This window comes from Streptomyces sp. NC-S4, from assembly GCF_054353315.1.
In genome coordinates, this window is sequence record NZ_CM135937.1 from 384,094 (window position 1) to 408,153 (window position 24,060).

Consider the following 24,060-nt stretch of genomic DNA (forward strand, 5'->3'; position numbering starts at 1 on the left):
GTCCTCCGGTCCGGCCCCGTGCGCGTGCCGCAGGGGGCGTCACAGCCTCCTGGAGAGCACTTCCGAGCCGCGTGCGGGGTCCAGCGCCGCCGCCCAGGCGGCGGGCGCCCGTCCCGGGCCGGCCGGCACGAAGCCGTGCCGGCGGAAGAAGGCGGCGCCGCTCGTGGTCGCGGTGAACACCTCCCGCACCAGGCGGTTCCCGGCTTCGGCGAGCGCGGCGCGCAGCAGCGCGGCGCCCAGCCCCTGGCCCTGGTTGCCCCGGGCGACGCAGAAGTTGTAGAGCACGGCGGCCCCGTCCCCCTGGTCGCTCAGCGCGAGACAGCCCAGGACCGGGGTGCGGCCGCGACCGGTCGCGAGGAGGAACTCCCCGGTGTGCGCCAGGTAGTGGTCGATGCTGCGGGGGCGCAGGGCACCGGAGCGGATGAAGGCCAGAGAGAGGGCGTGCAGGGCGGGGGCGTCGTGCAGACGTGCCCGCCGGACCAGCGGCGGGGGGCCGTCCGTGCCGTGCAGCGGGGGACGGGGCGTGGCGGCAGTAATCACGAATTTAGGTTAGCCTTCCCTAAATTGACCTGCAATTCCGCCTCGCGGCCCAACGCATCACACCCAGAGGTCAGTTCATCCAAGCGGCAGCCATGCGTTCACCACACCCGGCTTGACGTGCACCTTCGCATTTAGTTAGGTAAGCCTTACCTAATGGATCGCTGAAATGGTGCCTCCGTTCCGCAGATTCGCGATCCCCCGATCCCCCGATCCCCCGAGGAGAGAGCCCCTCCATGTCCGCTTCCCCGCCCTTCACGCTCGACCGGCTGGTCCGCGACGTCGCCGACGTGCTCTACACGGAGCCCGCCGACGTCTCCCTGGACGAGGACCTGCTGGACCAGGGCCTCGACTCGATCCGGCTGATGTCACTCGTCGAGAAATGGCGGGCCGAAGGGGCCCGCGTCAGCTTCGTGGACCTCGCGGAACGGCCGACCCTGCGCCAGTGGGCCGAGCTGCTCACCACCGCCCCCTGATCCCACCCTCCCCCCGCACCTGCCCGCCCCGGAGCCTTCCGTGCCTCTGCGTGACTTCGTCATAGACATCGAACCCCTGCGCACCAGCAAGGACTTCCGCGCCATCTTCATCGCCCGCGTGGTGTCCCTGTTCGGCCTCGGTATGGCGACGGTGGCCCTGTCCGCCCAGGTGTACGGACTGACGCGGTCCACCTTCGACGTCGCGGTCGCGAGCATGATCATGAGCGTCACCGTGCTGCTCGGCTCGCTCTGGGGCGGCGTCGCGGCCGACCGGACCGACCGCCGGCGGCTGATCGTGTGCGCCCGCGGCGCCGCGGCCCTCGCCTTCGCCGGCCTCGCCGTCAACGCGATGCTGCCGGACCCGACCCTGTGGGGCATCTACGTGTGCGTCGCCTGGGACGGCCTGGCGACCGGCGTCAGTGTGACGGCCCTCATGGCCGTCGCCCCGACGCTCGTGCGCCCCGACCAGCTCCCGGCCGCGGGCGCCCTGATCTCGCTGACCGGTGAGATCGGCTCCATCAGCGCGCCCTTCCTCGGCGGCGTGCTCCTCGCCCTGTGGGGGCCAGGCCCGGTCTTCGCCTTCACCGCCGTCACCACGGCCGTCACCACCCTCCTGATCTCCCGGATCCGGCCCCTGCCTCCCATCAAGGACGACGGGGACGGGGAGGAGGACGCGGAGTCCGGCGCCGACACCGGTTCGCTGCTGGTCGCGTTCAAGTACGCCGTGCGCAACCGTGTCGTCGGCGGCCTGCTCGCCCTCGGCGGCGTGATGGCCCTGTTCAACCTCCCGGTCGTCCTCTTCCCCGAGATGGTCGACCGTCAGTTCCACGGGGGCGAGGTCATGCTCGGCCTCCTCTACACCGCCCCCGCCGTCGGCGCGGTCGCCGTCTCCGCCACGAGCGGTTGGCTCACCCGGGCCGCCCGGCCCGGCCGGCTGCTGATCCTCGCGGCGTTCACGGGTGGTCTGTCCGCCGTGGGCTTCGGCCTCAGCGGAGACATCTGGGTCGCCTTCGCGCTGCTCGCCGTGGGCGGCGGCGCCGGAACGGTGTACGAGATCCTCGAGTACGCCCTCGTCCAGCACAGCACCCCGGACCGGATGCGCGGGCGCATCGTCAGCGTCATCACCACGCAGGGCACCACCGGAGGCGTCGTCGGCGACGTCGAGGTCGCCGCCCTCGCCCGCTGGTTCAGCCCCGGCGGGGCGGCCGTCGTCAACGGCGCGATCTGCGCCGTGGCCGCCGTCGCCGTGGCGATCGCCGTACCCGGCCTGCGCAGGGCCACCCTTCCCCGCGAGGAGCGGGACGGGCCGGGCGGGCCCGACGACACGCCCGTACCGGACCCCGGCCCCGGCACCGCCGGCCTGAAGCCCGCCGCCCCCTCCGCCTGACACGTCTGGCACGCCTGACGGGTCTCCCCCGCCCGCCCGCAGGCCCCGCATCCCGCATCCCGTCGACCCCACCCCGCCGGTCCCGCCACCGGACGGGGACCCGCAGCGAACCTGGAGCACGATGTCCATGACCGAGCGTCCCTCCCAGCGCCTCCCCCTCACCGGGGCCCAGACCGGTGTCTGGTACGGCCAGCGGCTCGACCCCGACTCCCCGGTCTACAACGTCGGCCAGTACGTCGAGATCGACGGCCCGCTGGACGCCGGTCTGTTCGTGGCGGCACTGCGGCGGACGGTCGCCGAGAGCGAGGCGCTCACCGCGCGCTTCGCGGAGGGCCCCGACGGCGAGCCGTACCAGGTCGCCTGGAGCGGGCCGGCCGCCGGGCCGCTGGTCGCCGTACTCGACCACACCGAGCAGGACGACCCGTACGGCACCGCGCTGTCCCTGATGCGTGCCGACATGGCGCGCCCGGTGGACCCCGTCCGGGACTCCCTCTACGTCTTCACGCTGCACAAGGTCGGCCCGGACCGCACTCTCTGGTACCAGCGGGCCCACCACATCGTGCTGGACGCCTTCGGGTTCTCCCTGCTCTCGCGCCGCACCGCCGAGGTCTACACGGCCCTCGTCGGGGGCGAGGAGCCGGCGCCCGATCCGTTCGGCGGCCTGGAGGTGGTCCTCGCCGAGGAGCAGGCCTACCGCGCCTCGCCGCGGTTCGCCGAGGACCGCGCCTACTGGCTGGAGCGGCTCGCGGACCACCCCGAGCCGGAGCCGCTCAGCGGCGCCCGCTTCCCTGCGGCGCACGCGTTCCTGCGCGACGGTGCCACCCTGACGCAGGCGCAGACGGCGGGCCTGCTCGCCATCGCCCGTGCCGCCAAGGCCAGTTGGGCCGACGTGCTGACCGCGGCGTTCGCCGCCTACCTGCACCGGTCCACCGGCAGCCGGGACGTGCTGCTGTCCGTGCCCGCCATGGCGCGGCTCGGCTCGGCGGCGCTCAAGGTGCCGTCCATGGTCGTCAACGTGCTGCCGCTGCGCGTCGCGGTCCGCCCGCAGACCCCCTTGGCGGAGCTGGTCGCCGCGGTCGCGGCCGACGTCCGCGACCTGCGCCGCCACCAGCGCTACCGCGCGGAGGACATCCGCCGCGACCTCGGACTGTCCGGCCGCGAACAGGGCCTGCTGGGACCCATGGTCAACATCAAGGCCTTCGACAACTCCCCCGACTTCGCCGGATCGCCCGGCTCCGTGCACAACGTCGCCGCCGGCCCGGTCGACGACCTCACCCTCGGCGTGTACCACGACGCCGCGGAGGGACGGATCCGCTTCGAGCTCGACGCCAACCCGCAGGCGTACGACGCCGAGACGCTGGCCGCGCGCCGCGCCGAGTTCGCGCACTTCCTCCGCGAGGCCGCCGCGGCCGGGCCCGAGGCGCCCGTCGGCCGCCCCGACCTGCTCGCGCCGGCGGCCCGTGACGCCCTGCTCCTCGACTGGAACGCCACCGACCACGCCGTCCCGGCCGGCACCGTCGTCGACGCCTTCGAGCAGGCAGCCCGGCTGCACCCCGGGGTGCCCGCCGTGATCGCGGGCGCGGACACCCTCGACTACGCCGCCCTGGAGGAGCGCGCCAACCGGCTCGCCCGGCTGCTCATCGGCCGCGGCGCCGGCCCGGAGAGCATCATCGGCCTCGCGCTTCCGCGTACCGCCGACCTCGTGGTGGCCCTGCTCGGCGTGCTGAAGGCGGGCGCCGCCTACCTGCCGCTCGACCTCGACTACCCCGCCGACCGGCTGGAGTTCATGGTCGAGGACGCCCGCCCGCTGTGCGTCCTGACCACCCTGGACTGCGCGGCCGCCGCTCCGGTCGTGGACGGGGTCGAAACCGTCGTCCTCGACGCCCCCGACGCCCTCACCGAGCTGGCCGACGCCGCCCCCGACGCCCCCGCGGACGCCGACCGCACCGCGCCGCTGACCGGCGACCACCCCGCGTACGTGATCTACACCTCCGGGTCCACGGGCCGGCCCAAGGGGGTCGTCGTCCCGCACGCGGCCCTGGCCAACTTCCTGTGCATGCAGGCCCACGAGCTCGAACTGGCCGCCGGAGCGCGGCTCGTCGCGGTCACCACCATCTCCTTCGACATCGCCGCCCTGGAGATCCACACCCCGCTGATCAGCGGGGCCACGGTGGTCCTGGCCGACCGCGACACCGTACGGGACCCGGCCGCGCTGGCCACGCTCGTCGACGCCCACCGCCCCGCCGTCATGCAGGCCACGCCGTCGCTGTGGCACGCCCTGCTGGAGGACGGCCGCCCGGCCTCGCTGGGCGGCACCCGGGTGCTCGTGGGCGGGGAGGCGCTGCCGGCCGCGCTCGCCGAACGGCTCGCGCGCACGGCCCGTACGGTCACCAACGTGTACGGGCCGACCGAGGTCACCGTCTGGGCGACCTCCCGTCGGCTCGACCCCGCGCACACCGGGGTCCCGGACATCGGCGTGCCGTTCTGGAACACCCGGGCGTACGTCCTGGACGGAGCCCTGCGCCCGGTGGGCGTCGGCCGCCCCGGGGAGCTGTACCTCGCCGGGGACCAGCTGGCCCGCGGCTACCTCGGTCGGCCCGCGCTCTCGGCGGAACGTTTCGTCGCGGATCCTTACGGTCCGGCCGGCAGCCGGATGTACCGCACCGGCGACCTGGTGCGCCGGAACGCGGACGGCCGTATCGCCTTCCTCGGCCGGGTCGACGACCAGGTCAAGCTGCGCGGCTTCCGCATCGAACTCGGCGAGATCGAGAGCGCGCTGACCGCCGGCGAGGGCGTCGACCGGGCCGTCGTCCTCGTCCGCGAGGACCTGCCGGGCTTCCCGCACCTCGTCGGCTACGTCACCCCCGCGGCGGCGGGCCCGGCCCCCGACCCGGCGGGCCTGCGCCGGGCGCTGGCCGAGCGGCTGCCCGAGTACATGGTCCCGTCCGCCGTGGTCGTCCTGGGCGCCTTCCCGCTGACCGCCAACGGGAAGATCGACCGCCGTTCCCTGCCCGCCCCCGATCTCGCGGCGCTGGCCGGCAGCGGGGCGCGGGCGCCGCGCGGCGCCCGCGAGGAGATCCTCTGCGGGGTCTTCGCCGACGTGCTCGGCCTGGAGACCGTGGGGCCCGACGACGACTTCTTCACCCTCGGCGGCCACTCGCTGCTCGCCGCCCGGGTGATCGCGCGGGTGCGGACCGCCCTGGGCACCGAGTGCGGGATCCGGGACGTCTTCGAGGCGCGTACGGTGGCCGCGCTCGCCGCCCTGCTGGCCGGGCGCACGGCCGCCGCCCGTCCGGCGCCCGTGGCGGGTCCGCGCCCCGACCCGCTGCCGCTCTCGTACGCTCAGCAGCGCCTGTGGTTCGTGCACCAGGTGGAAGGGGCGAGCGCCACCTACAACATCCCGTTCGTGGTGCGGTTCGACACGGCGCTCGACGCGGACGCCCTGGACGCGGCCCTGCGGGACGTGGCCGGCCGCCACGAGACCCTGCGCACCGTGTTCGGGGAGCGGGACGGGGAGCCGTACCAGCGGGTGCTGGACCTGGCGGAGGCCGGGGTGCGGCTGCACGTCCGCGACGTGGCCGCCGACGGGTTCGAGGGCGCGGTCCGGGATGCGCTGGGGCACCTCTTCGACCTGTCCGGGGAGGCCCCGCTGCGGGTGACGCTGGTCCGCGACGAGGCCCGTGGTGAGCACGCCCTGGTGGTCCTGCTGCACCACATCGCGAGCGACGAGTGGTCGATGGGACCGTTCCTGAGCGACCTGGAGCGGGCGTACGCGGCCCGGTGCGCGGGCGAGGACCCCCGGCTCAGGGTTCCGGCCGTGCAGTACGCCGACTTCGCGCTGTGGCAGCGCGAGCTGCTGGGCGGGACGCGGACCGGTGGTTCGCTCGCCGCCGCGCAGGCGGCGTACTGGCGCGGGGCCCTGGCGGAGCTGCCGCCGGAGGCGGGGCTGCCGGCCGACCGGCCGCGCCCGGCGGTCGCAGACCCGGCCGGTGCCATGGTCTTCAAGCCGGTGCCGCGCGAACTGGCGGCCGCGGTGCGCTCGCTGGCCCGTGAGACGGGCACCAGCGTGTTCATGGTGGTGCACGCGGCGGTGGCCGCGGTGCTGCACCGGCTCGGCGCGGGCGAGGACATCGTGCTCGGCAGCCCGGTCGCCGGGCGGAGCGACAGCGCGCTCGACGAGCTCGTCGGCTTCTTCGTCAACACGGTGGTGCTGCGCACCGATCTGTCCGGCGACCCGTCCTTCACGGAGCTGCTGGACCGGGTGCGCACGGCCGACCTGGCCGCCCTCGACCACGCCGACCTGCCCTTCGAGGCGGTCGTGGAGGAGGTCAACCCGCAGCGCTCGCTCTCCCGCCACCCGCTGTTCCAGACGATGGTCTCGCACAGCACGGTGACCCAGGACGTGGCGAACCTGTTCGGGTACCCGGCCCGGGTGGACCGGGTGGATCCGGGGGTCACCAAGTTCGACCTCGACATCACCTTCTCGGACGCGGCCCACGGCGAGGACCTCGAAGTGGAGGTGTTCTACGCGACCGCGCTGTTCGACCGCGCGACCGTGGACACCTTCGTCCGGCGCCTGCTGCGCGCGCTCGCCGCGGCGGTGGCGGCCCCGGCGGACCCGGTGTCCTGGTGGGAGCTGCGGGACGAGGCCGAGCGCGCCCGGCTGGCCCGCTGGAACGACACGGACCGGCCGGTGGAGCCGGGCTCGGTGACCGAGGTGTTCGCGGCCCGGGCGGCCGCGGCTCCGGACGCGGTGGCCGTGGTCGCCGGGCAGGAGCGGCTGACCTTCGCCGAACTGGAGGACCGCGCGGGCCGGCTGGCGGCCGTGCTGGCCGAGCACGGCGTCGGCCCGGACGCGGTGGTGGCCCTGGCCGTCCCGCGCTCCGCCGACACCGTGGTGGCCACGCTCGCCGTCCTGAAGGCGGGCGGCGCCTACCTGCCGCTGGACCTGGACCATCCCGCCGAGCGGATCGCATTCATGCTCGGCGACGCCGCGCCGGTGTGCGCGGTGACCACCCGGGCGGTCGCGGACCGGCTGCCCGGAACCGACCTGGTGGTACTGGACGACCCCGCGACCGTGGCCCGGCTGGCGGCGGCCGTGCCGGGGGCCGATGTGCCGGTGGACCCCGAGCACGCCGCGTACGTCATCCACACCTCCGGTTCCACCGGGCGCCCCAAGGGGGTCGTGCTCCGGCACGCCGGTCTGACCCGGCTCTTCCACGATCACGAGAGGGAGCTGTACCTGCCGGTCGCCGAGCGGCTGGGGCGCCGGGTGCGGGCGCTGCACACCGCCTCCTTCTCCTTCGACTCCTCGTGGGAGCAGCTGCTGTGGCTGGTGGCCGGGCACGAGCTGCACGTCCTGGACGAGTACGGGCGCCGGGACGCCGACGCGGTCGTGGCGTACGTGCGCGCCGAGCGGATCGACACGCTCGACGTCACCCCTTCGTACGGCCGGCAGCTGGTCGACGCCGGACTGCTGGCGGGCGAGTGGCGGCCGCCGCTGTTCCTGCTGGGCGGCGAGGCGGTGCCGCCCGCGCTGTGGGAGGAGCTGCGCGCCGTCCCCGGGGTGCAGGTCGTCAACTACTACGGGCCCACCGAGTTCACGGTGGACGCCCTGGTGGCGCGGGTGGACGACTGCGTCTCGCCGGTGGTGGGCCGGCCGCTGGACAACAGCCGGGCGCACGTGCTGGACGGGCGGCTGCGGTCGGTGCCCGTGGGCGTGCCGGGCGAGCTGTACCTCGCGGGCGAGCAGATCGCCCGCGGTTACCTGGGCCGTCACGCACTTACGGCGGAACGTTTCGTCGCAGATCCGTTCGGCTCTCCGGGTGCCCGGATGTACCGCACCGGCGACCTCGTGCGGTGGCGGGCCGACGGCCTGCTGGAATTCCTCGGCCGGGTCGACGACCAGGTCAAGATCCGCGGCTTCCGGGTGGAGCCGGCCGAGGTGGAGGCCGAACTCGCCGCCCTCGACGGGGTCACCTCGGCCGCCGTGGTGGTCCGCGAGGACACCCCGGGCCTGCCGCGCCTGGTCGGCTACGTCACGGGCCCGGCCGATCCGGCCCGGCTGCGGGCGGAGCTGACCGAGCGGCTGCCCGAACACCTGGTCCCGGCCGCCGTGATGGTGCTGCCGGTGCTGCCGACGAACGTGAACGGCAAGCTCGACAGGGCGGCGCTGCCGGTTCCGGTCATGGCGGCCGACACCTCCGGGCGGGCCCCGCGCGGGGCCGCCGAGGAGCGGATCGCCGAGGTCTTCGCCCAGGTGCTGGGCGTCCCCTCGGTCGGCGCCGACGAGGACTTCTTCCGGCTCGGCGGGCACTCCCTGCTGGCCACCCGCGTGGTGGCCCGGATCCGGACGGCGCTGGGCACCGAGTGCTCGGTGCGGGACGTGTTCGAGCTGCGCACGGTCGCGGCGCTCGCCGCACGGCTGGCCGGCCGCCGCGCGGCGGTCCGGCCGGCCCTGGTGGCGGGTCCGCGCCCGGAGCGGCTTCCGCTGTCGTACGCCCAGGCCCGGCTCTGGTTCCTGCACCGGATGGAGGGCCCGAACGCGACGTACAACATCCCGCTGGCCCTGCGGCTGCGCGGGGAGCTGGACCCGGCCGCGCTGGAAGCGGCCCTGCGGGAGGTGACGGCCCGGCACGAGGCGCTGCGTACGGTCTTCGCGGAGGACGCCGAGGGCCCGTACCAGCGGGTGCTGGAGCCTTCGGAGGCGGGCGTGCCCTTCGCGGTGGCCGACGTCGAGCCGGCCGGTCTGGGCCGGAGCCTCGACGCGGCGGCCGGTCACGCCTTCGACCTGGAGGCCGAGACGCCGCTGCGGGTGACCGTACTGCGCACCGCCGCCGACGAGCAGGTGCTGCTCCTGCTGCTGCACCACATCGCCGGCGACGAGTGGTCGGCCGGTCCGCTGCTGGCCGATCTGGGCGCCGCCTACGCGGCCCGGTGCGCGGGCGGGGTCCTGGAAACCGCGCCGCCCGCGGTCCAGTACGCGGACTACGCGCTGTGGCAGCGCGAGCTGCTGGGCGACGCCGCGGTCCCCGGTTCGGTCGCGCACGACCAGGCGACCTTCTGGCGCGAGGCCCTGGCGGGGCTGCCGCAGGAGCTGGAGCTGCCGGCCGACCGCCCGCGCCCGGCCCGCCCCACGCACGAGGGCCGGACCGTGACCACGACGCTGGCGCCCGGACTCGTGGCGGAGCTGGAGGCCCTGGCCGGGGAGCGGGGCACCACGATGTACACGGTGGTGACCGCCGCCGTCGCCGCACTGCTGCACCGGCTCGGCGCCGGAACGGACATCGCGCTGGGCAGTCCGGTGGCGGGGCGCGGCGAGGAGGCCCTGGACGCACTGGTCGGGTTCTTCGTGAACACCCTGGTCATCCGGGCCGATCTGGCGGGCGACCCGTCGTTCGCCGAACTGCTGCGCCGCACGGCCGCCTTCGGATCGGCCGCCCTCGCCCACGCCGACCTGCCCTTCGACGCGGTCGTCGAGGCGGTCGACCCGGAGCGTTCGCTGTCGCGCCACCCGCTGTTCCAGACGATGGTGGCCTACGAGGACGGCGGCGCCGAGCCGCTGCGCGCCCTCGGCTCGCTGACGGCCGAGGAGTTCCCGGTCGCGGCGGGGGACGCCAAGTTCGACCTGGAGATCCTCTTCCGCCGCACCCCGGGCTCCGCAGGCTCGCCCGCCTCGATGACCTGCGGGGTGCGGTACGCGACCGACCTGTTCGACGCGGAGACCGTACGGTCGCTGCAGGCCCGGCTGCTGCGCCTGCTCGGGGCGGCCGCGGCGGCCCCCGAGGCCCCGCTGGCCGAGCTGGAGCTGCTGGAGCCCGCCGAGCGGGCCCAGGTGCTGGACGGGTGGAACGACACCGTCCGCCCGGTGTCTCCGCAGACCCTGGACGCGCTGGCCGCTGCGGGCGCCCGGCGCGATCCGCTGGCGACGGCCCTCGTCCTCGAGGGGAACGAGCTCTCGCGCGCCGCGTTCGAGGAGCGGGTGAACCGGCTGGCGCGGCTGCTGATCGGTCGCGGGGTGGGTCCGGAGTCGGTGGTGGCCGTGGCCCTGCCGCGCTCCTTCGACCTGGTGGTCGCCCTGCACGCGGTGGTCCGGGCGGGCGGCGCGTACCTGCCGCTCGACCTCGGCCTGCCGACCGACCGCCTGGCGTACATGGCGGAAACGGCCGCGCCGGTCTGCCTGCTGACGGACCTGCCCTCGCTGGGGGCGCTGCCGGAGCTGCCCGACACCGAGATCCTCGTCCTGGACGCTCCCGAGCGGGCGGCCGAGCTGGCCGCGCTGCCGGGCGGTCCGGTCGCGGACGCGGAGCGGCGCACTCCCCTGCTGCCCCGCCACCCCGCCTACGTGATCTTCACCTCGGGCTCCACCGGCAAGCCCAAGGGCGTGATGGTCGAGCACGAGGCGATCGTCAACCGGCTGCGCTGGATGCAGGACGCGTACGGGCTGGACTCCACCGACCGGGTGCTGCAGAAGACCCCGGCGAGCTTCGACGTCTCCGTCTGGGAGTTCTTCTGGCCGCTCGCCGAGGGCGTACCGCTGGTCATCGCCCGCCCCGACGGGCACAAGGACCCGCACTACCTCGCCGAGCTGATCCGCGAACAGCGCGTGTCCGTCCTGCACTTCGTCCCGTCCATGCTCGCCGCCTTCCTCGGGGAGGCCGCCGTGACCGACTGCCCGTCCCTGCGCCTGGTCGTGTGCAGCGGCGAGGCCCTCCCGAGCGAGCTCGTCACGCGCTTCCACGCCTCCGCCCCCGGCGGCGCGATCCGGCTGGCGAACCTGTACGGCCCCACCGAGGCGGCCGTCGACGTCACCGCCGCCGACTGCCCGGCGGCCGGGGCGGGCTCCGCGGCCGTCTCCGCCTCCATCGGCAGCCCCGTGTGGAACACCCGCGTGTACGTGCTCGACGCCCGGCTGCGGCCGGTGCCCGTCGGGGTGCCCGGCGAGCTGTACCTGGCCGGCGTCCAGCTGGCCCGCGGCTACCTCGGCCGCCCCGCGCTGACCGGCGAACGCTTCACCGCCGACCCCTACGGCACCCCGGGCGCACGCATGTACCGCACCGGCGACGTGGTGCGCCGGCGCCGGGACGGGAGGCTCGACTACCTCGGCCGCACCGACGACCAGGTCAAGTTGCGCGGGTTCCGCATCGAACTCGGCGAGATCCAGGCCGTGCTCAGCGGCGCCCCGGGCATCGCCCAGGCCGCCGTCGTCGTCCGCGAGGACCAGCCCGGCGTGCAGCGCCTCGTGGCCTACGCGGTCCCCGCACCCGGCACCGCCGTCGACCCGGCGGCGCTGCGCGCCCTGGCCGCTGCCCGCCTGCCCGAGTACATGGTCCCGGCGGTGGTGGTGCCGCTCCCGGCGCTGCCGACGACGGCCAACGGCAAGCTGGACCGGCGGGCGCTGCCGGCGCCCGCCGCGCCGGTCGCGGGTGCCTCCCGGGCACCGCGCGGCGCCCGCGAGGAGATCCTCGCCGGGATCCTGGCCGACGTACTGGGCCTGGACTCGGTCGGCGTGGAGGACGACTTCTTCGCCCTCGGCGGCCATTCGCTGCTCGCCGCCCGCGCCGTGAGCCGCTTCCGGGCGGCCCTGGACGTGGACTGCGCCATCCGCGACCTGTTCGAGGCGCGCACGGTCGCCGCGCTGTCCGCCCTCCTCGCGGAGCGCACCGGCGCCGGGCGTCCGCGCCTCGTGGCGGCCGCCCCGCGGCCCGAGCGGCTGCCGCTGTCCTTCGCACAGCGCAGGCTGTGGCTGCTGGACAGCGTGCGCGGTCCGGGTACCACCTACAACGTGCCGCTCGCGGTGCGGCTGAGCGGGCCGGTGGACACGGCGGCCCTGGAGGCGGCGGTGGGCGATCTGGTCGCCCGCCACGAGAGCCTGCGGACCGTGTTCCGTGAGCACGAGGGCGAGCCGTACCAGGTGGTCCTGACGGCCGGGCGGGCCGGTGTGGCGCTGACCGTGCGCGAGGTGGCGGCGGACCGGCTGGAGCAGGAGGCGGTCCGCGCGGGCGGGCACGTCTTCGACCTGGCCGCCGAGCCGCCGGTGCGGGTCACGCTGCTGCGGGCCGGGCCGGAGGACCATCTGCTGGTGGTGCTCGTGCACCACATCGTCACGGACGAGGGGTCGGCCGGCCCGCTGCTGGCGGACCTGGACCGGGCGTACGCCGCCCGGTCGGCGGGCGCGGCCCCCGACTTCGCCCCGCCGGCGGTGCAGTACGCCGACTTCGCGCTGTGGCAGCGGGAGTTGCTCGGCGACGCCGGCGACCCGGAGTCGGTGGCGGCCCGGCAGGCCGCGTACTGGCGGCAGGCGCTGGCCGGCGCCCCCGCGGAGCTCGCGCTGCCCGCCGACCGGCCGCGGCCGGCGGTCCCCTCGTACGAGGGCGACGTGGTGACCTTCGAGGTCCCGGCGCGGACCGGGGCGGGGCTGGCGCGGATCGCCCGGGAGGGCGGGGCGACGCTGTTCATGGTGGCGCACGCGGCCGTGGCCGCGCTGCTGCACCGGCTGGGCGCCGGGGAGGACATCCCGCTGGGCAGTCCGGTGTCGGCGCGGGAGGGCGAGGAACTCGACGGGCTCGTCGGATTCTTCCTCAACACGCTGGTGCTGCGCGCCGATCTGTCCGGGGACCCGAGCTTCGCCGAGCTGGTGGCGCGGGTGCGGGACACCGGGCTGGCGGCCTTGGCCCACGCCGACCTGCCGCTGGAGGCGGTGGTCGAGGCGGTGGATCCGGAGCGGTCCCGATCGCGCAATCCGCTGTTCCAGACGATGGTGACCTACCACTCCGCGGACAGCGCGGTGCCGGAGCTGTTCGGGCTGCCGACGGCGGAGTTCACTGTGGAGACCGGCGGCGCCAAGTTCGACCTGGAGTTCGCCTTCGGGGCCTCCCGGGAGCCCGGGGGGATCGCGGGCGGCATCCGCTTCGCGACCGACCTCTTCGACCGCGGGACCGTCGAACTACTGGCCCGGCGGCTGCTGTTGCTGCTGGACGCGGTCGTTGCGGCGCCGGACCGGCCGGTCTCGGCGGTCGAGGTGCTGGACCCGGCGGAGCGGGAGCTCGCGCTGCACGGCTGGAACGACACCGACCGCACGCTCGGCGGGCCCCGGACACTGGCCGCCCTGGTGGCGGCGGGCGCGAAGGAGGAGACCGGCCCCGCGCTGGTCTTCGAGGGGCGCGAGCTGTCGCGGGCCGAGTTCGAGGAGCGGGTGAACCGGCTGGCGCGGCTGCTGATCGGTCGCGGGGTGGGTCCGGAGTCGGTGGTGGCCGTGGCCCTGCCGCGCTCCTTCGACCTGGTGGTCGCCCTGCACGCGGTGGTCCGGGCGGGCGGCGCCTACCTGCCGCTCGACCTCGGCCTGCCGACCGACCGCCTGGCGTACATGACCCGTACCGCCGAGCCAGCCCTGATACTTACCGACACTTTGTCGGGAACCTTGCTCTCCCCCGAAGTGGGCAGGGAGCGGGTCCTGCTGGACTCCCCCACCGTCCGCTCCCGGCTGGCCGAGCTGGACGGCTCGGACCTGGCCGAGGCGGAGCGGCACACGCCCCTGCTGCCCCGCCACCCCGCCTACGTGATCTTCACCTCGGGCTCCACCGGCAAGCCCAAGGGCGTGATGGTCGAGCACGAGGCGATCGTCAACCGGCTGCAGTGGATGCAGGGCGCCTACACCCTGCGCCCGGGAGACCGGGTGCTGCAGAAGACCCCGGCGAGCTTCGACGTGTCGGTGTGGGAGTTCTTCTGGCCGCTCGTCGAGGGCGTACCGCTGGTCATCGCCCGCCCCGACGGGCACAAGGAGCCGGACTACCTCGCCGAGCTGATCCGCGAACAGCGCGTGTCCGTCGTGCACTTCGTCCCGTCCATGCTCGCCGCCTTCGTCGGGGAGGCCGCCGTCGCCGACTGCCCGTCCCTGCGCCTGGTCGTGTGCAGCGGCGAGGCCCTCCCGAGCGAGCTGGTCGGCCGCTTCCACGCCTCGGCCGGCGGCGCGGCGGTGGCGCTGGAGAACCTCTACGGCCCCACCGAGGCGGCCGTCGACGTCACCTCCGGTGCCTGCACCGTGCTCACCGCTGCCGGGGGGCGGGCCTCGGCCTCGATCGGCCTGCCGATGTGGAACACCCGCGTCTACGTGCTCGACGAGCGGCTGCGGCCGGTGCCCGTCGGGGTGCCCGGCGAGCTGTACCTGGCCGGCGTCCAGCTGGCCCGCGGCTACCTCGGCCGCCCGGCCCTCACGGGCGAACGCTTCACCGCCGACCCGTACGGGGCGCCCGGCGCCCGCATGTACCGCACCGGCGACCTCGTCCGGCGCCTCACGGACGGCCGCCTCGACTACCTCGGCCGCACCGACGACCAGGTCAAGCTGCGCGGGTTCCGCATCGAACTCGGGGAGATCGAGGCGGTCCTGACGAGTGCGCCGGAGGTGGACCGGGCCGCGGTCGTCGTCCGCGAGGACCAGCCCGGGGTGCGCCGCCTGGTGGCGTACGCGGTCCCGGCGCCCGGCGCCGTCGTCGACCCGGCCGCCCTGCGCGCCCTGGCCGTGGCCCGGCTGCCCGAGTACATGGTCCCGGCCGTGTTCACGGAGCTGGAGCGGCTGCCGCTGTCCGCGAACGGCAAGCTGGACCGGCGGGCGCTGCCCGCGCCGGTGACCGCCGTACCGGCCGCGCCCGCCGCCCCGGCGGCCCGGGTGCCGGCCGGGACCCCCGAGCAGATCCTGTGCGCCCTGATGGGCGAGGTGCTGGGTCTGCCCGGGGTCGGCCCCGAGGCCAACTTCTTCGAGCTCGGCGGCGACAGCATCGTCTCCATCCGGCTGGTGGGGCTGGCCCGCAAGGCCGGGCTGACCGTCTCGGCCCGGCAGATCTTCACGCACCCGACCCCGGCGGCGCTGGCCTCGGTCGCGACCGTGCCCGAGGGCCCGGCCGCACCCGTCGCCCGTACGGCCGATACGGGCCCCGGCCCGCTGCCGCTGCCCCCGGTGGCGTCCTGGCTGGCCGAACGGGGCGGCCCGTTCGCCTCGTTCGCGCAGGCCCGGCTGGTCCGGCTGCCCGCCGGGGCCCGGCGTCCGCACCTGGCCGCCGCGCTGCAGGCCGTACTCGACCACCACGAGGCGCTGCGCCAGCTGCTGACCGTGCCCCGCCCCGGGGTGTGGAGCGCGGAGATCCGCCCGGCCGGTGCCGTGGACGCGTCCGCCGTCCTGGAGGGCGTGGACGCGGCGGGCCTGTCGCAGACCGCTCTGCGCGAGCTGGTCGCCGCCGAGTCCGAGCGGGTCTGGCGGCTGCTGGATCCCGAGTCGGGGGCCCTCGTACGCGCCGTGCACCTCGACCGGGGTCCGGCCGAGCCGGGCCGGCTGCTGCTCGTCGTCCACCACCTCGCGGTGGACGAGGTCTCCTGGCAGATCCTGCTGCCCGACCTGGAGGCGGCCCACGAGGCCGCCGCAGCGGGCCGGACACCGGACCTGGAGCCGGTCGGCACCCCGCTGCGGGCCTGGACCACTCACCTGCTGGCCGAGGCGCAGAGCCCCCGCCGCACCGCCGAGCTGGACCGCTGGCTGGCGGCCGCCCCCGGCGGCCCGCTGCTCGCCGGACGTCCGCTGGACCCGGGCACCGACACCGCGGCCACCGCGCGCCGGCTGTCCGTACGGATCTCGGCGGAACGCACGGCACCGCTGCTCCAGGCCGTTCCGGCCGCCTTCCACGGCACGGTCGGGGACACCCTGCTGAGCGCGCTGGTGCTGGCGGTCGGCGACTGGGCGGCCCGCTCGGGACGGGCCCGGCCGGACGGGTTCACGGTGGACCTGGAGGGTCACGGCCGGGAGCAGGAACTGCTGCCCGGCGCCGACCTCACCCGCACGGTGGGCTGGCTGACCAGCATCCACCCGCTGCGCCTGCCGGTGGGCAGCTACGACCCGGCGGCGGTCGCCGCCGGACGCACGGACGCCGGGGCGCTGCTCAAGGAGGTCAAGGAGCTGCTGCGGGCCGTGCCCGACGGCGGGCTCGGCGCCGGCCTGCTGCGCTACAACAACCCGGCCACGGCGCGGCTGTTCGACCCGGAGGCCCGCGCCGAGATCCTGTGGAACTACCTGGGACGGCAGACCGGCCGGGCCCGTTCCGCCTGGGGCCCGGCCCCGGAGGCCGATGCCCTGTCCGCCCGCCCCGACCCGGCAATGCCGCTCTCCCACGTACTGGAGATCACCGCGGAGATCACCGACGGGGACGGCGGGCCGGAGCTCACCGCCCACTTCATCTGGGCGGGCGAGGCGCTCTCCCAGGACACCGTGGGGCAGCTCGCGGACGGCTGGACGGCCGCCGTGGACACCCTCGCCGCCTGGGCCGACGGCGGCACGTCCGCGGGGCACACCCCCTCGGACCTCGACCTGGTCGATCTCGACCAGGACCAGATCACCATGCTCGAAGAAATGTGGAGGGCCCAGCAGTGACGCAGGCTCGAATCGAGGACATGCTTCCGCTGTCCCCCTTGCAGCAGGGCATGCTGTTCCATTCCGTCTACGACGCGAGCGCGCCGGACGTGTACACGGTGCAGGTCTCCGTGTCGCTGGCCGGCCCCGTCGACGCGGACCGGATGGAACGGGCGGGCGCGGCGCTGCTGCGCCGCCACCCCAACCTGCGGGCCGGTTTCTGGCACGAGGGGGTGCCGCAGCCGGTGCAGTTCGTCCCGGCCGAGGTGACCTTCGAACTGGGCCGGGCGGACCTGTCGGCCGATCCCTCGCAGGCCGCGGTGCGCCGGGTGGAACGGGCCGAGCTGGACCGCCGGTTCGAGTTGCACCGGCCGCCGCTGCTGCGGCTGCTGCTGGTACGCCGGGGCGAGGGCGACCACCTCCTGGTGGTCACCGTGCACCACATCCTGGTCGACGGCTGGTCGATGCCGCTGCTCGTCGGGGACCTCCTCGCGCTGTACGAGAGCGACGGCGACTCCTCGGCGCAGCGGCCGGTGCGCCCCTACCGCGACTACCTCAAGTGGCTGAAGGCGCAGGACGTCCCGGCCGCCGAGGGCGCCTGGCGCTCCGCGCTGGCCGGGCTGGACGAGGCCGTGCTGGTGGCCCCGGCCGACCCGTCCCGGACCGCGGTGCGGCCCGGTGTGCACCGCGTGGAGCTGTCGCACGCGGCCACCGCCCGGCTGACGGCGGCGGCGCGCTCGCTCGGCACCACGCCCAGTACGGTGCTCCAGGCGGTCTGGGGGCTGCTGCTCGGCAGTCTGACGGGCCGCCGGGACGTGGTCTTCGGTCTGACGGTCGCGGGGCGGCCCGAGGAGATCCCCGGTATCGAGTCGATGGTCGGACTGTTCATCACCACCGTCCCGGTGCGGCTCACCGCTCGGCCGTGGGAGAGCGTCGCGGACCTGCTGCGGCGGTTCCGGGACGAGCAGAACGCGCTGCTGGCCCACCACCACCTGGGCCTGCGCCTGATCCAGAAGCAGGCGGGCGGCGGGGAGCTGTTCGACACCCTCGTCGTCATCGAGAACTATCCGGTGGACCCGTCCGCCCGTGCGCCGCTGGCCGACGGGGTGCGGGTGACCGGTGTCGAGGCCCGGGACGGCACGCACTTCCCGCTCACCCTGGCCGTGTCCCTGGACGAGCGGGCCGAGCTGGCCCTGGAGTACCGGCCGGACCTGTTCGACGCCCGGACCGTCGCCCGCGTGGCCGAGCGGTTCACCGACCTGCTGGACCAGGTCGCGCGCGATCCGGGCCGGCCGGTGGGGTCGCTGGAGCCGCTGACCGCCGCCGACCGCGCGGAGCTGCGTACCGCGCAGGCGGGCACCTCGCGCGACGTGGCCGACGGTACGGTCGCCGACCGGTTCGCCGAGCGGGCCGCCGCGATACCGGACGCCGTCGCCGTGGTCGCGGGCACCGACCGGCTGGCCTTCGCCGAACTCGACGAGCGGGCGGACCGGCTGGCCGCGCTGCTGGCCGCGCGCGGCGCCGGACCCGAGTCGGTCGTGGCACTGGCCGTGCCGCGCTCGGCCGCGTCGGTGGTGGCGATCCTGGCCGTCCTGAAGACGGGGGCCGCGTACCTGCCGCTGGACCTGGACTACCCGGCCGACCGGATCGCCCTGATGCTGGACGACGCGGCTCCGGTGTGCGTGCTGACCACGGAGGCGGCGCTCGCGCTGCTGCCGGCCGGGGCGGCGGACGGACCGGAGCGGATCGCCCTGGACTCGGCGGAGACGACCGCCGGACTCGCCGCGCTCGAAGGCGGTTTCCGTCCGCCGCGCATCGAGTCCGGGAACCCGGCCTACGTGATCTACACCTCCGGTTCCACGGGTCGGCCCAAGGGCGTCGTCCTGACCCACGGCGGTCTGTCGAACCTGTACGCCAACCACATCGCGGACGTCTTCGCCCCGGCCGTGGCGGCGGCGGGCGGACGGCCGCTGCGGGCCCTGCACACCGCCTCCTTCAGCTTCGACACCTCGTGGGAGCAGCTGTTCTGGCTGGTCTCGGGGCACGAGCTGCACGTCCTGGACGAGATCGGCCGGCGCGACGCCGAGTTCACCGTGGGCTACGTCCGCGAGCACCGGATCGACGCCATGGACGTGACGCCCACCTACGCCGCCGCGCTGCTGGAGTGGGGGCTGCTGAGCCGCTCGCACCACCGGCCGGGGCTGCTGCTGCTCGGCGGCGAGGCCGTTCCCGAGGCGCTGTGGACCGAGGTCCGCGCGGCTCCCGGGGTCATGTCGGTGAACCTGTACGGGCCCACGGAGTACACGGTGGACGCCCTCGGCGCCGACCTGGCCGACTCGGCCACCCCGATCGTGGGCCGGCCCATCGGCAACACCTGCGCCCGCGTGCTGGACTCCGCGCTGCGGCCCGCGCCGGCCGGCACCCCCGGTGAGCTGTACCTGGCGGGCCGGGGCCTGGCCCGTGGCTACCTGGGACGGTTCGCGCTGACCGCGGAGCGGTTCGTGGCCGACCCGTACGGCCCGGCGGGCTCGCGGATGTACCGTACGGGCGACCTCGTACGGCTGCGCTCCGACGGGCAGCTGGAGTTCCTGGGGCGGGCCGACGACCAGGTGAAGATCCGCGGCTACCGCATCGAGCTCGGCGAGGTGGAGTCGGCGCTGTCCGCGCTGCCCGGCGTGGGGTCCGCCGCCGTGGTGGTCCGCGAGGACACCCCCGGGGTCAAGCGGCTCGTCGGCTACGCGACCGGCCCGGTCGAGGGGGCGGTGCTTCGCGGGGCGCTGGCCGCCGTCCTGCCGGACTACATGGTTCCGGCGGCCGTGGTGGCCTTGGAGTCCCTTCCGACGAACGTCAGCGGCAAGCTGGACCGGGGCGCGCTCCCCGCGCCCGAACCCGGGGCGGCGGAGCTGTCGCGGCCGCCGCGCGACGCCCGCGAGGAGGCGCTGTGCGCCGTCTTCGCCCAGGTGCTGGGGCTCGCCTCGGCCGGGATCGACGACGACTTCTTCGCGCTGGGCGGGGACAGCATCGTCTCCATCCAGCTGGTGACCCGGGCGCGCAAGGCGGGCCTGGTCCTCACCCCGCGCGACGTGTTCGAGCAGCGGACCGTGGAGCGGATGGCCGCCGCGGCCGGCGACGTCTCGGAGCAGGGCGGCGGCCGCCTGGCCCCGGCCGGCCCGCTCGTCACCCTCGACCCCGGGCAGGAGGCCGCGCTGGCCGCGGTGTTCCCGCAGGTGGTGGAGGTCCTGCCGCTCGCGCCGCTGCAGGAGGGCCTGTACTTCCACGCCGTCTACGACGACCGGGCGCTCGACGTCTACCTGATGCAGAACTTCGTCGAGCTGCTGCACGCCGTCGACGGGCCCGCCCTGCGCGCCGCGTTCGACACCCTGCTGCGCCGCCACCCCAACCTGCGGTCCGGCTTCTGGCACGAGGGCCTGGACGGCCCGGTGCAGGTGGTGCCGGGCGAGTGGGAGCTGCCCTGGCGGGAGATCGACCTCGGTCATCTCGACCGGGCGGCGCAGGACGAGGCACTGCGGGAGTTCTCGCTGGCCGACGCGGCGACGCGGTTCGACCTGGCGGCCCCGCCGCTGCTGCGCGTGGCCCTGATCCGCTTCTCGGCGGAGCGCTGGATGCTGTGCGTGACGCAGCACCACATCCTGACCGACGGCTGGTCGGAGTCGCTGTTCTTCGAGGAGCTGTTCGCCCTGTACGGGCACGGCGGCTCGGTGGACGTGCTGCCGCCCGTGACCCCCTACCGGGACTACCTGCGCCTGCTGTCGGCCGTGGACCGGCAGGCCGCCGAGCGGGCCTGGCGCACCCACCTGTCCGGGCTGGACCAGGCGACGCTCGTGGCCCGGGCGGATCCGAACCGGCAGCCGGTGACCGCCGAGGTGGTGGACCTGTCCCTGGACGAGGCCACGAGCGACCGGCTGCGGTCCTTCGCGCGGGGCTGCGGGGTCACCCTCAACACGGTGCTGAGCACGGCCTGGGCGATGGCGCTGGCCGGGATGACGGGCCGGGACGACGTGGTGTTCGGCGCCACCGTCTCGGGTCGCCCCGGGGACCTCGCCGGGGTCGACCGGATGATCGGCATGTTCATGAACACGCTGCCGTTCCGGGTCTCACTGCGCCCCGACGAGCCGCTGCGCGAGCTGATGGTGCGGGTGCAGGGCGAGCACGCGGCGCTGCTGCCCCACCACTACGTGGGCCTGGGCCCGATCCAGCAGCTGACCGGCCTCGGGCAGCTCTTCGACACCCTGTACGTGTTCCGCAACACGCCGCTGAACGACGCCGCCCGCGAGGAGGCGGTGGCGGCCCACGCGATCGGCTGGACGCACAGCGTCGACGGCACGCACTATCCGCTGACCCTCGCCGTCACCCCCGGTCCGGCACTGGAGCTGAGCCTCGGCTACCGGCCCGACCTGTACGACGAGGCCACCGCCCGGCACCTGGCGGGCCGGCTCGCGCTGCTGGTGGAACAGCTCGCCGACGGCGGGGCGGTACCGGTGGGCCGGCTGGTCACCCTGGACGCGGTGGAGCGGGCCGAACTGCTGGCGACCGGCGACGACACGGGCCACGCCGTCCCGGACACCACGGTGATCGACCTGTTCGCCGAGCAGGCCGCCCGGACCCCCGGGGAGACGGCCCTGGTCTTCGAGGACCAGCGGCTCAGCTACACGGAGCTCGACGCCCGGGCGAACCGGCTGGCCCGGGCCCTGGTGGCGCGCGGCGCGGGGCCGGAGGCCGTGGTGGCCCTCGGGCTGCCCCGGTCGGCGGACTTCGTGGTCGCGCTGTTCGCCGTACTGAAGACCGGGGCGGCCTATCTGCCGCTGGACCTGGACCACCCCGTGGACCGGCTCGGCGCGATGGTGGCGGACGCCGCCCCGCTGTGCCTGGTCACGACGGCCCCGGTGACGGACCGGGTGCCGGTGGTGGAGGGCGTACCGGCGCTGCCGCTGGACGACCCGACGGTGCTGGCCGAGCTGGCGGAACTGCCGGACGGGCCCCTGGCCGAGTCGGAGCTGACGGGCGTCCGGGACGGCCGGCACCCCGCGTACATCATCTACACCTCCGGCTCCACCGGGCGGCCCAAGGGGGTCGTGGTCCCCTACTCGGGCCTGACCAACATGCTCCTCAACCACCGCGAGCGGATCTTCGCTCCGGCGGTGGCGCTGGCGGGCGGGCGCCGGATGAAGGTGGCGCACACCGTGTCCTTCGCCTTCGACATGTCGTGGGAGGAGTTCTTCTGGCTGGTCGACGGGCACGAGGTGCACGTCATCGGCGAGGAGTTGCGGCTGGACCCGGCGGCCCTGACCGCGCACTACGACCGGGTGGGCATCGACGTGGTCAACGTGACGCCGTCCTACGGTCTGCAGCTGGTGGAGGCGGGTCTGCTGGACGCGGACCGGCACCGGCCCACGCTGTTCCTGCTGGGCGGCGAGGCGGTGCCGGACGGCCTCTGGGAGCTGCTGAAGCGCACCGAGGGCACCATGGGCTACAACCTGTACGGCCCGACCGAGTACACGATCAACGCCCTGGGCGCCGACGTGGACGACAGCATCAGCTCGTGCGTGGGCCGGCCGATCTTCAACACCCGGGCCTACGTGCTCGACAGCGCGCTGCGGCCGGTCCCGGCGGGCGTGGCCGGTGAGCTGTACCTCGCGGGGGCGGGCCTGGCCCGCGGCTACTTCGGCCGTCCCGCGCTGACGGCGGAGCGGTTCGTGGCCGACCCGTTCGGTGAGCCGGGGACGCTGATGTACCGGACGGGCGACCTGGTGCGCTGGCGCGGGGACGCGCAGATCGACTACCTCGGGCGCGCCGACGACCAGGTCAAGATCCGCGGGTTCCGCATCGAGCTCGGGGAGGTCGAATCGGCGGTCGCGGCCCAGCCGGGCGTCGCGGCGGCGGCGGTGGTCGTCCACACCGGGCCGACGGGAGTCAAGCGGCTGGTCGCCTACACGGTGGCGTCGGCCGCGGAGGCCCCCGAACCGGCCGCCCTGCGGGCCCGGCTGTCGGCCACGCTGCCGGAGTACATGGTTCCGTCGGCCTTCGTGGAGCTGTCGGCGCTGCCGCTGACGGTAAACGGCAAGGTGGACCGGGCGGCACTGCCCGCCCCCGACTTCGGGGACGCGGGCGGCGGCCGGGCGCCGAAGGACGCGCGCGAGGAGCTGCTGTGCGCGGTCTTCGCGGAGGTGCTGGGGCTGGAGCGGGTCGGGGCCGAGGACAACTTCTTCGAGCTCGGCGGCCATTCGCTGCTGGCGATGCGGCTGGTCGGCCGCATCCGCGCGGAACTGGGCACCCCGGTCCAGGTCGGGGCCGTGATGGCCGCGCCGACGGTGGCCGACCTGGCCGCCCGGATCGGATCGGACGCCCGCCGGGACGCGCTGCGGGTGCTGATGCCGCTGCGGGAACGGGGCACGGCCGCGCCGCTGTTCTGCTTCCACCCGGCGTCCGGTTTCGCCTGGCAGTACACGGGCCTGCTGCGCCACCTCGACGCGGACCGGCCGGTGTACGGGCTCCAGTCGCCTGGGCTCGCGGGCGCGCAGCCCGAAGTGGCCGACGTGGCGGCCCTGGCGGAGCTGTACCTGGCGGAGATCCGTACGGTCCAGCCCGAGGGCCCGTACCACTTCCTCGGCTACTCCTTCGGCGGGACGGTGGCCCAGACGCTGGCCGCGCTGCTCCAGGAGCGCGGGGAGGAAGTCGCCTTCCTGGGACTGCTGGACGCGTATCCGCCGGAGATCGAGGACTGGTCGTACATCGACGCCCCGGACTGGCGCGAGCGGCTGGAGCGCGAGGAGAGCGGCTTCCTGCTCTCGGTGGCCGGGCTCGACCGGCCGCAGGGGGATGCTCCGGTGGACCGGGCGGAGGCGGTCGGCGCGATCCGCGACAGCCAGGGCCTGCTGGCCGGGTTCGACGAGGCGCTGCTGGGGTCGATCGTCGACACGAACGTGCACTGCGTACGGCTGCTGTCGCGCAGTCGCACCCTCCGCTACCGCGGTGACGTGCTGTTCTTCACCGCGTCCCGGTCCACCCCGGCGGCGGAGGCGCCGGGGCTGGTCTGGCCCGCGTACCTGGACGGCCGGATCGAGGAGCACGTCCTGGACTGCTCGCACGACGACCTGATGTCGCCCGCGGTCCTGGCGCAGATCGGCCCGGTGCTGGCGCGTGCGCTGGCGCCGGGCGGGCCGGCCGCCCGGGACTGACCCGCCCGCCGGGGTGCGGGTGGGGCGCTGTGCGGCGCCCCGCCCGTCCCCTCCGCCCTTCTTCGAGGAAGG

At 75.3% G+C, this 24,060-nt stretch carries 5 protein-coding genes; 4 read left to right on the forward strand and 1 reads right to left on the reverse strand.

The features are described from left to right. Positions 1–39 precede the first annotated feature (39 nt). Complete coding sequence (locus ACXNSR_RS01960) at positions 40–540, reverse strand: GNAT family N-acetyltransferase (RefSeq protein ID WP_458640383.1); 501 nt, start codon at positions 538–540, stop codon at positions 40–42. A 233-nt stretch (positions 541–773) separates the two neighbouring features. On the opposite strand from ACXNSR_RS01960, the gene ACXNSR_RS01965 reads away from it, so the two are divergent. The 4 genes from ACXNSR_RS01965 to ACXNSR_RS01980 all read left to right on the forward strand — a co-directional run bounded on the left by ACXNSR_RS01965 (position 774) and on the right by ACXNSR_RS01980 (position 23,988). Then, entirely contained in the window at positions 774–1,013 is a 240-nt protein-coding gene (locus ACXNSR_RS01965; protein WP_458640384.1) for a phosphopantetheine-binding protein, read from the forward strand. A 40-nt stretch (positions 1,014–1,053) separates the two neighbouring features. Continuing rightward, the gene (gene entS / locus ACXNSR_RS01970; RefSeq protein ID WP_458640385.1) at positions 1,054–2,400 is read left to right on the forward strand and encodes an enterobactin transporter EntS; all 1,347 of its coding nucleotides are present in this window, start codon (positions 1,054–1,056) and stop codon (positions 2,398–2,400) included. Between the two features lie 127 nt (positions 2,401–2,527). After that, on the forward strand, positions 2,528–16,813 hold the full coding sequence (locus tag ACXNSR_RS01975; RefSeq protein WP_458640386.1) for an amino acid adenylation domain-containing protein: 14,286 nt from the start codon (positions 2,528–2,530) through the stop codon (positions 16,811–16,813). Between the two features lie 20 nt (positions 16,814–16,833). Continuing rightward, positions 16,834–23,988, forward strand: coding sequence for an amino acid adenylation domain-containing protein (locus ACXNSR_RS01980; RefSeq protein ID WP_458643536.1), 7,155 nt, complete (start codon positions 16,834–16,836; stop codon positions 23,986–23,988). Positions 23,989–24,060 lie beyond the last annotated feature (72 nt).

Bases quoted from the DNA above. Each gene is read 5' to 3' on its own strand.
- ACXNSR_RS01965 (WP_458640384.1), top strand. From the start codon at position 774: ATGTCCGCTTCCCCGCCCTTCACGCTCGACCGGCTGGTCCGCGACGTC.
- ACXNSR_RS01980 (WP_458643536.1), top strand. From the start codon at position 16,834: ATGCTTCCGCTGTCCCCCTTGCAGCAGGGCATGCTGTTCCATTCCGTC.
- ACXNSR_RS01975 (WP_458640386.1), top strand. From the start codon at position 2,528: ATGACCGAGCGTCCCTCCCAGCGCCTCCCCCTCACCGGGGCCCAGACC.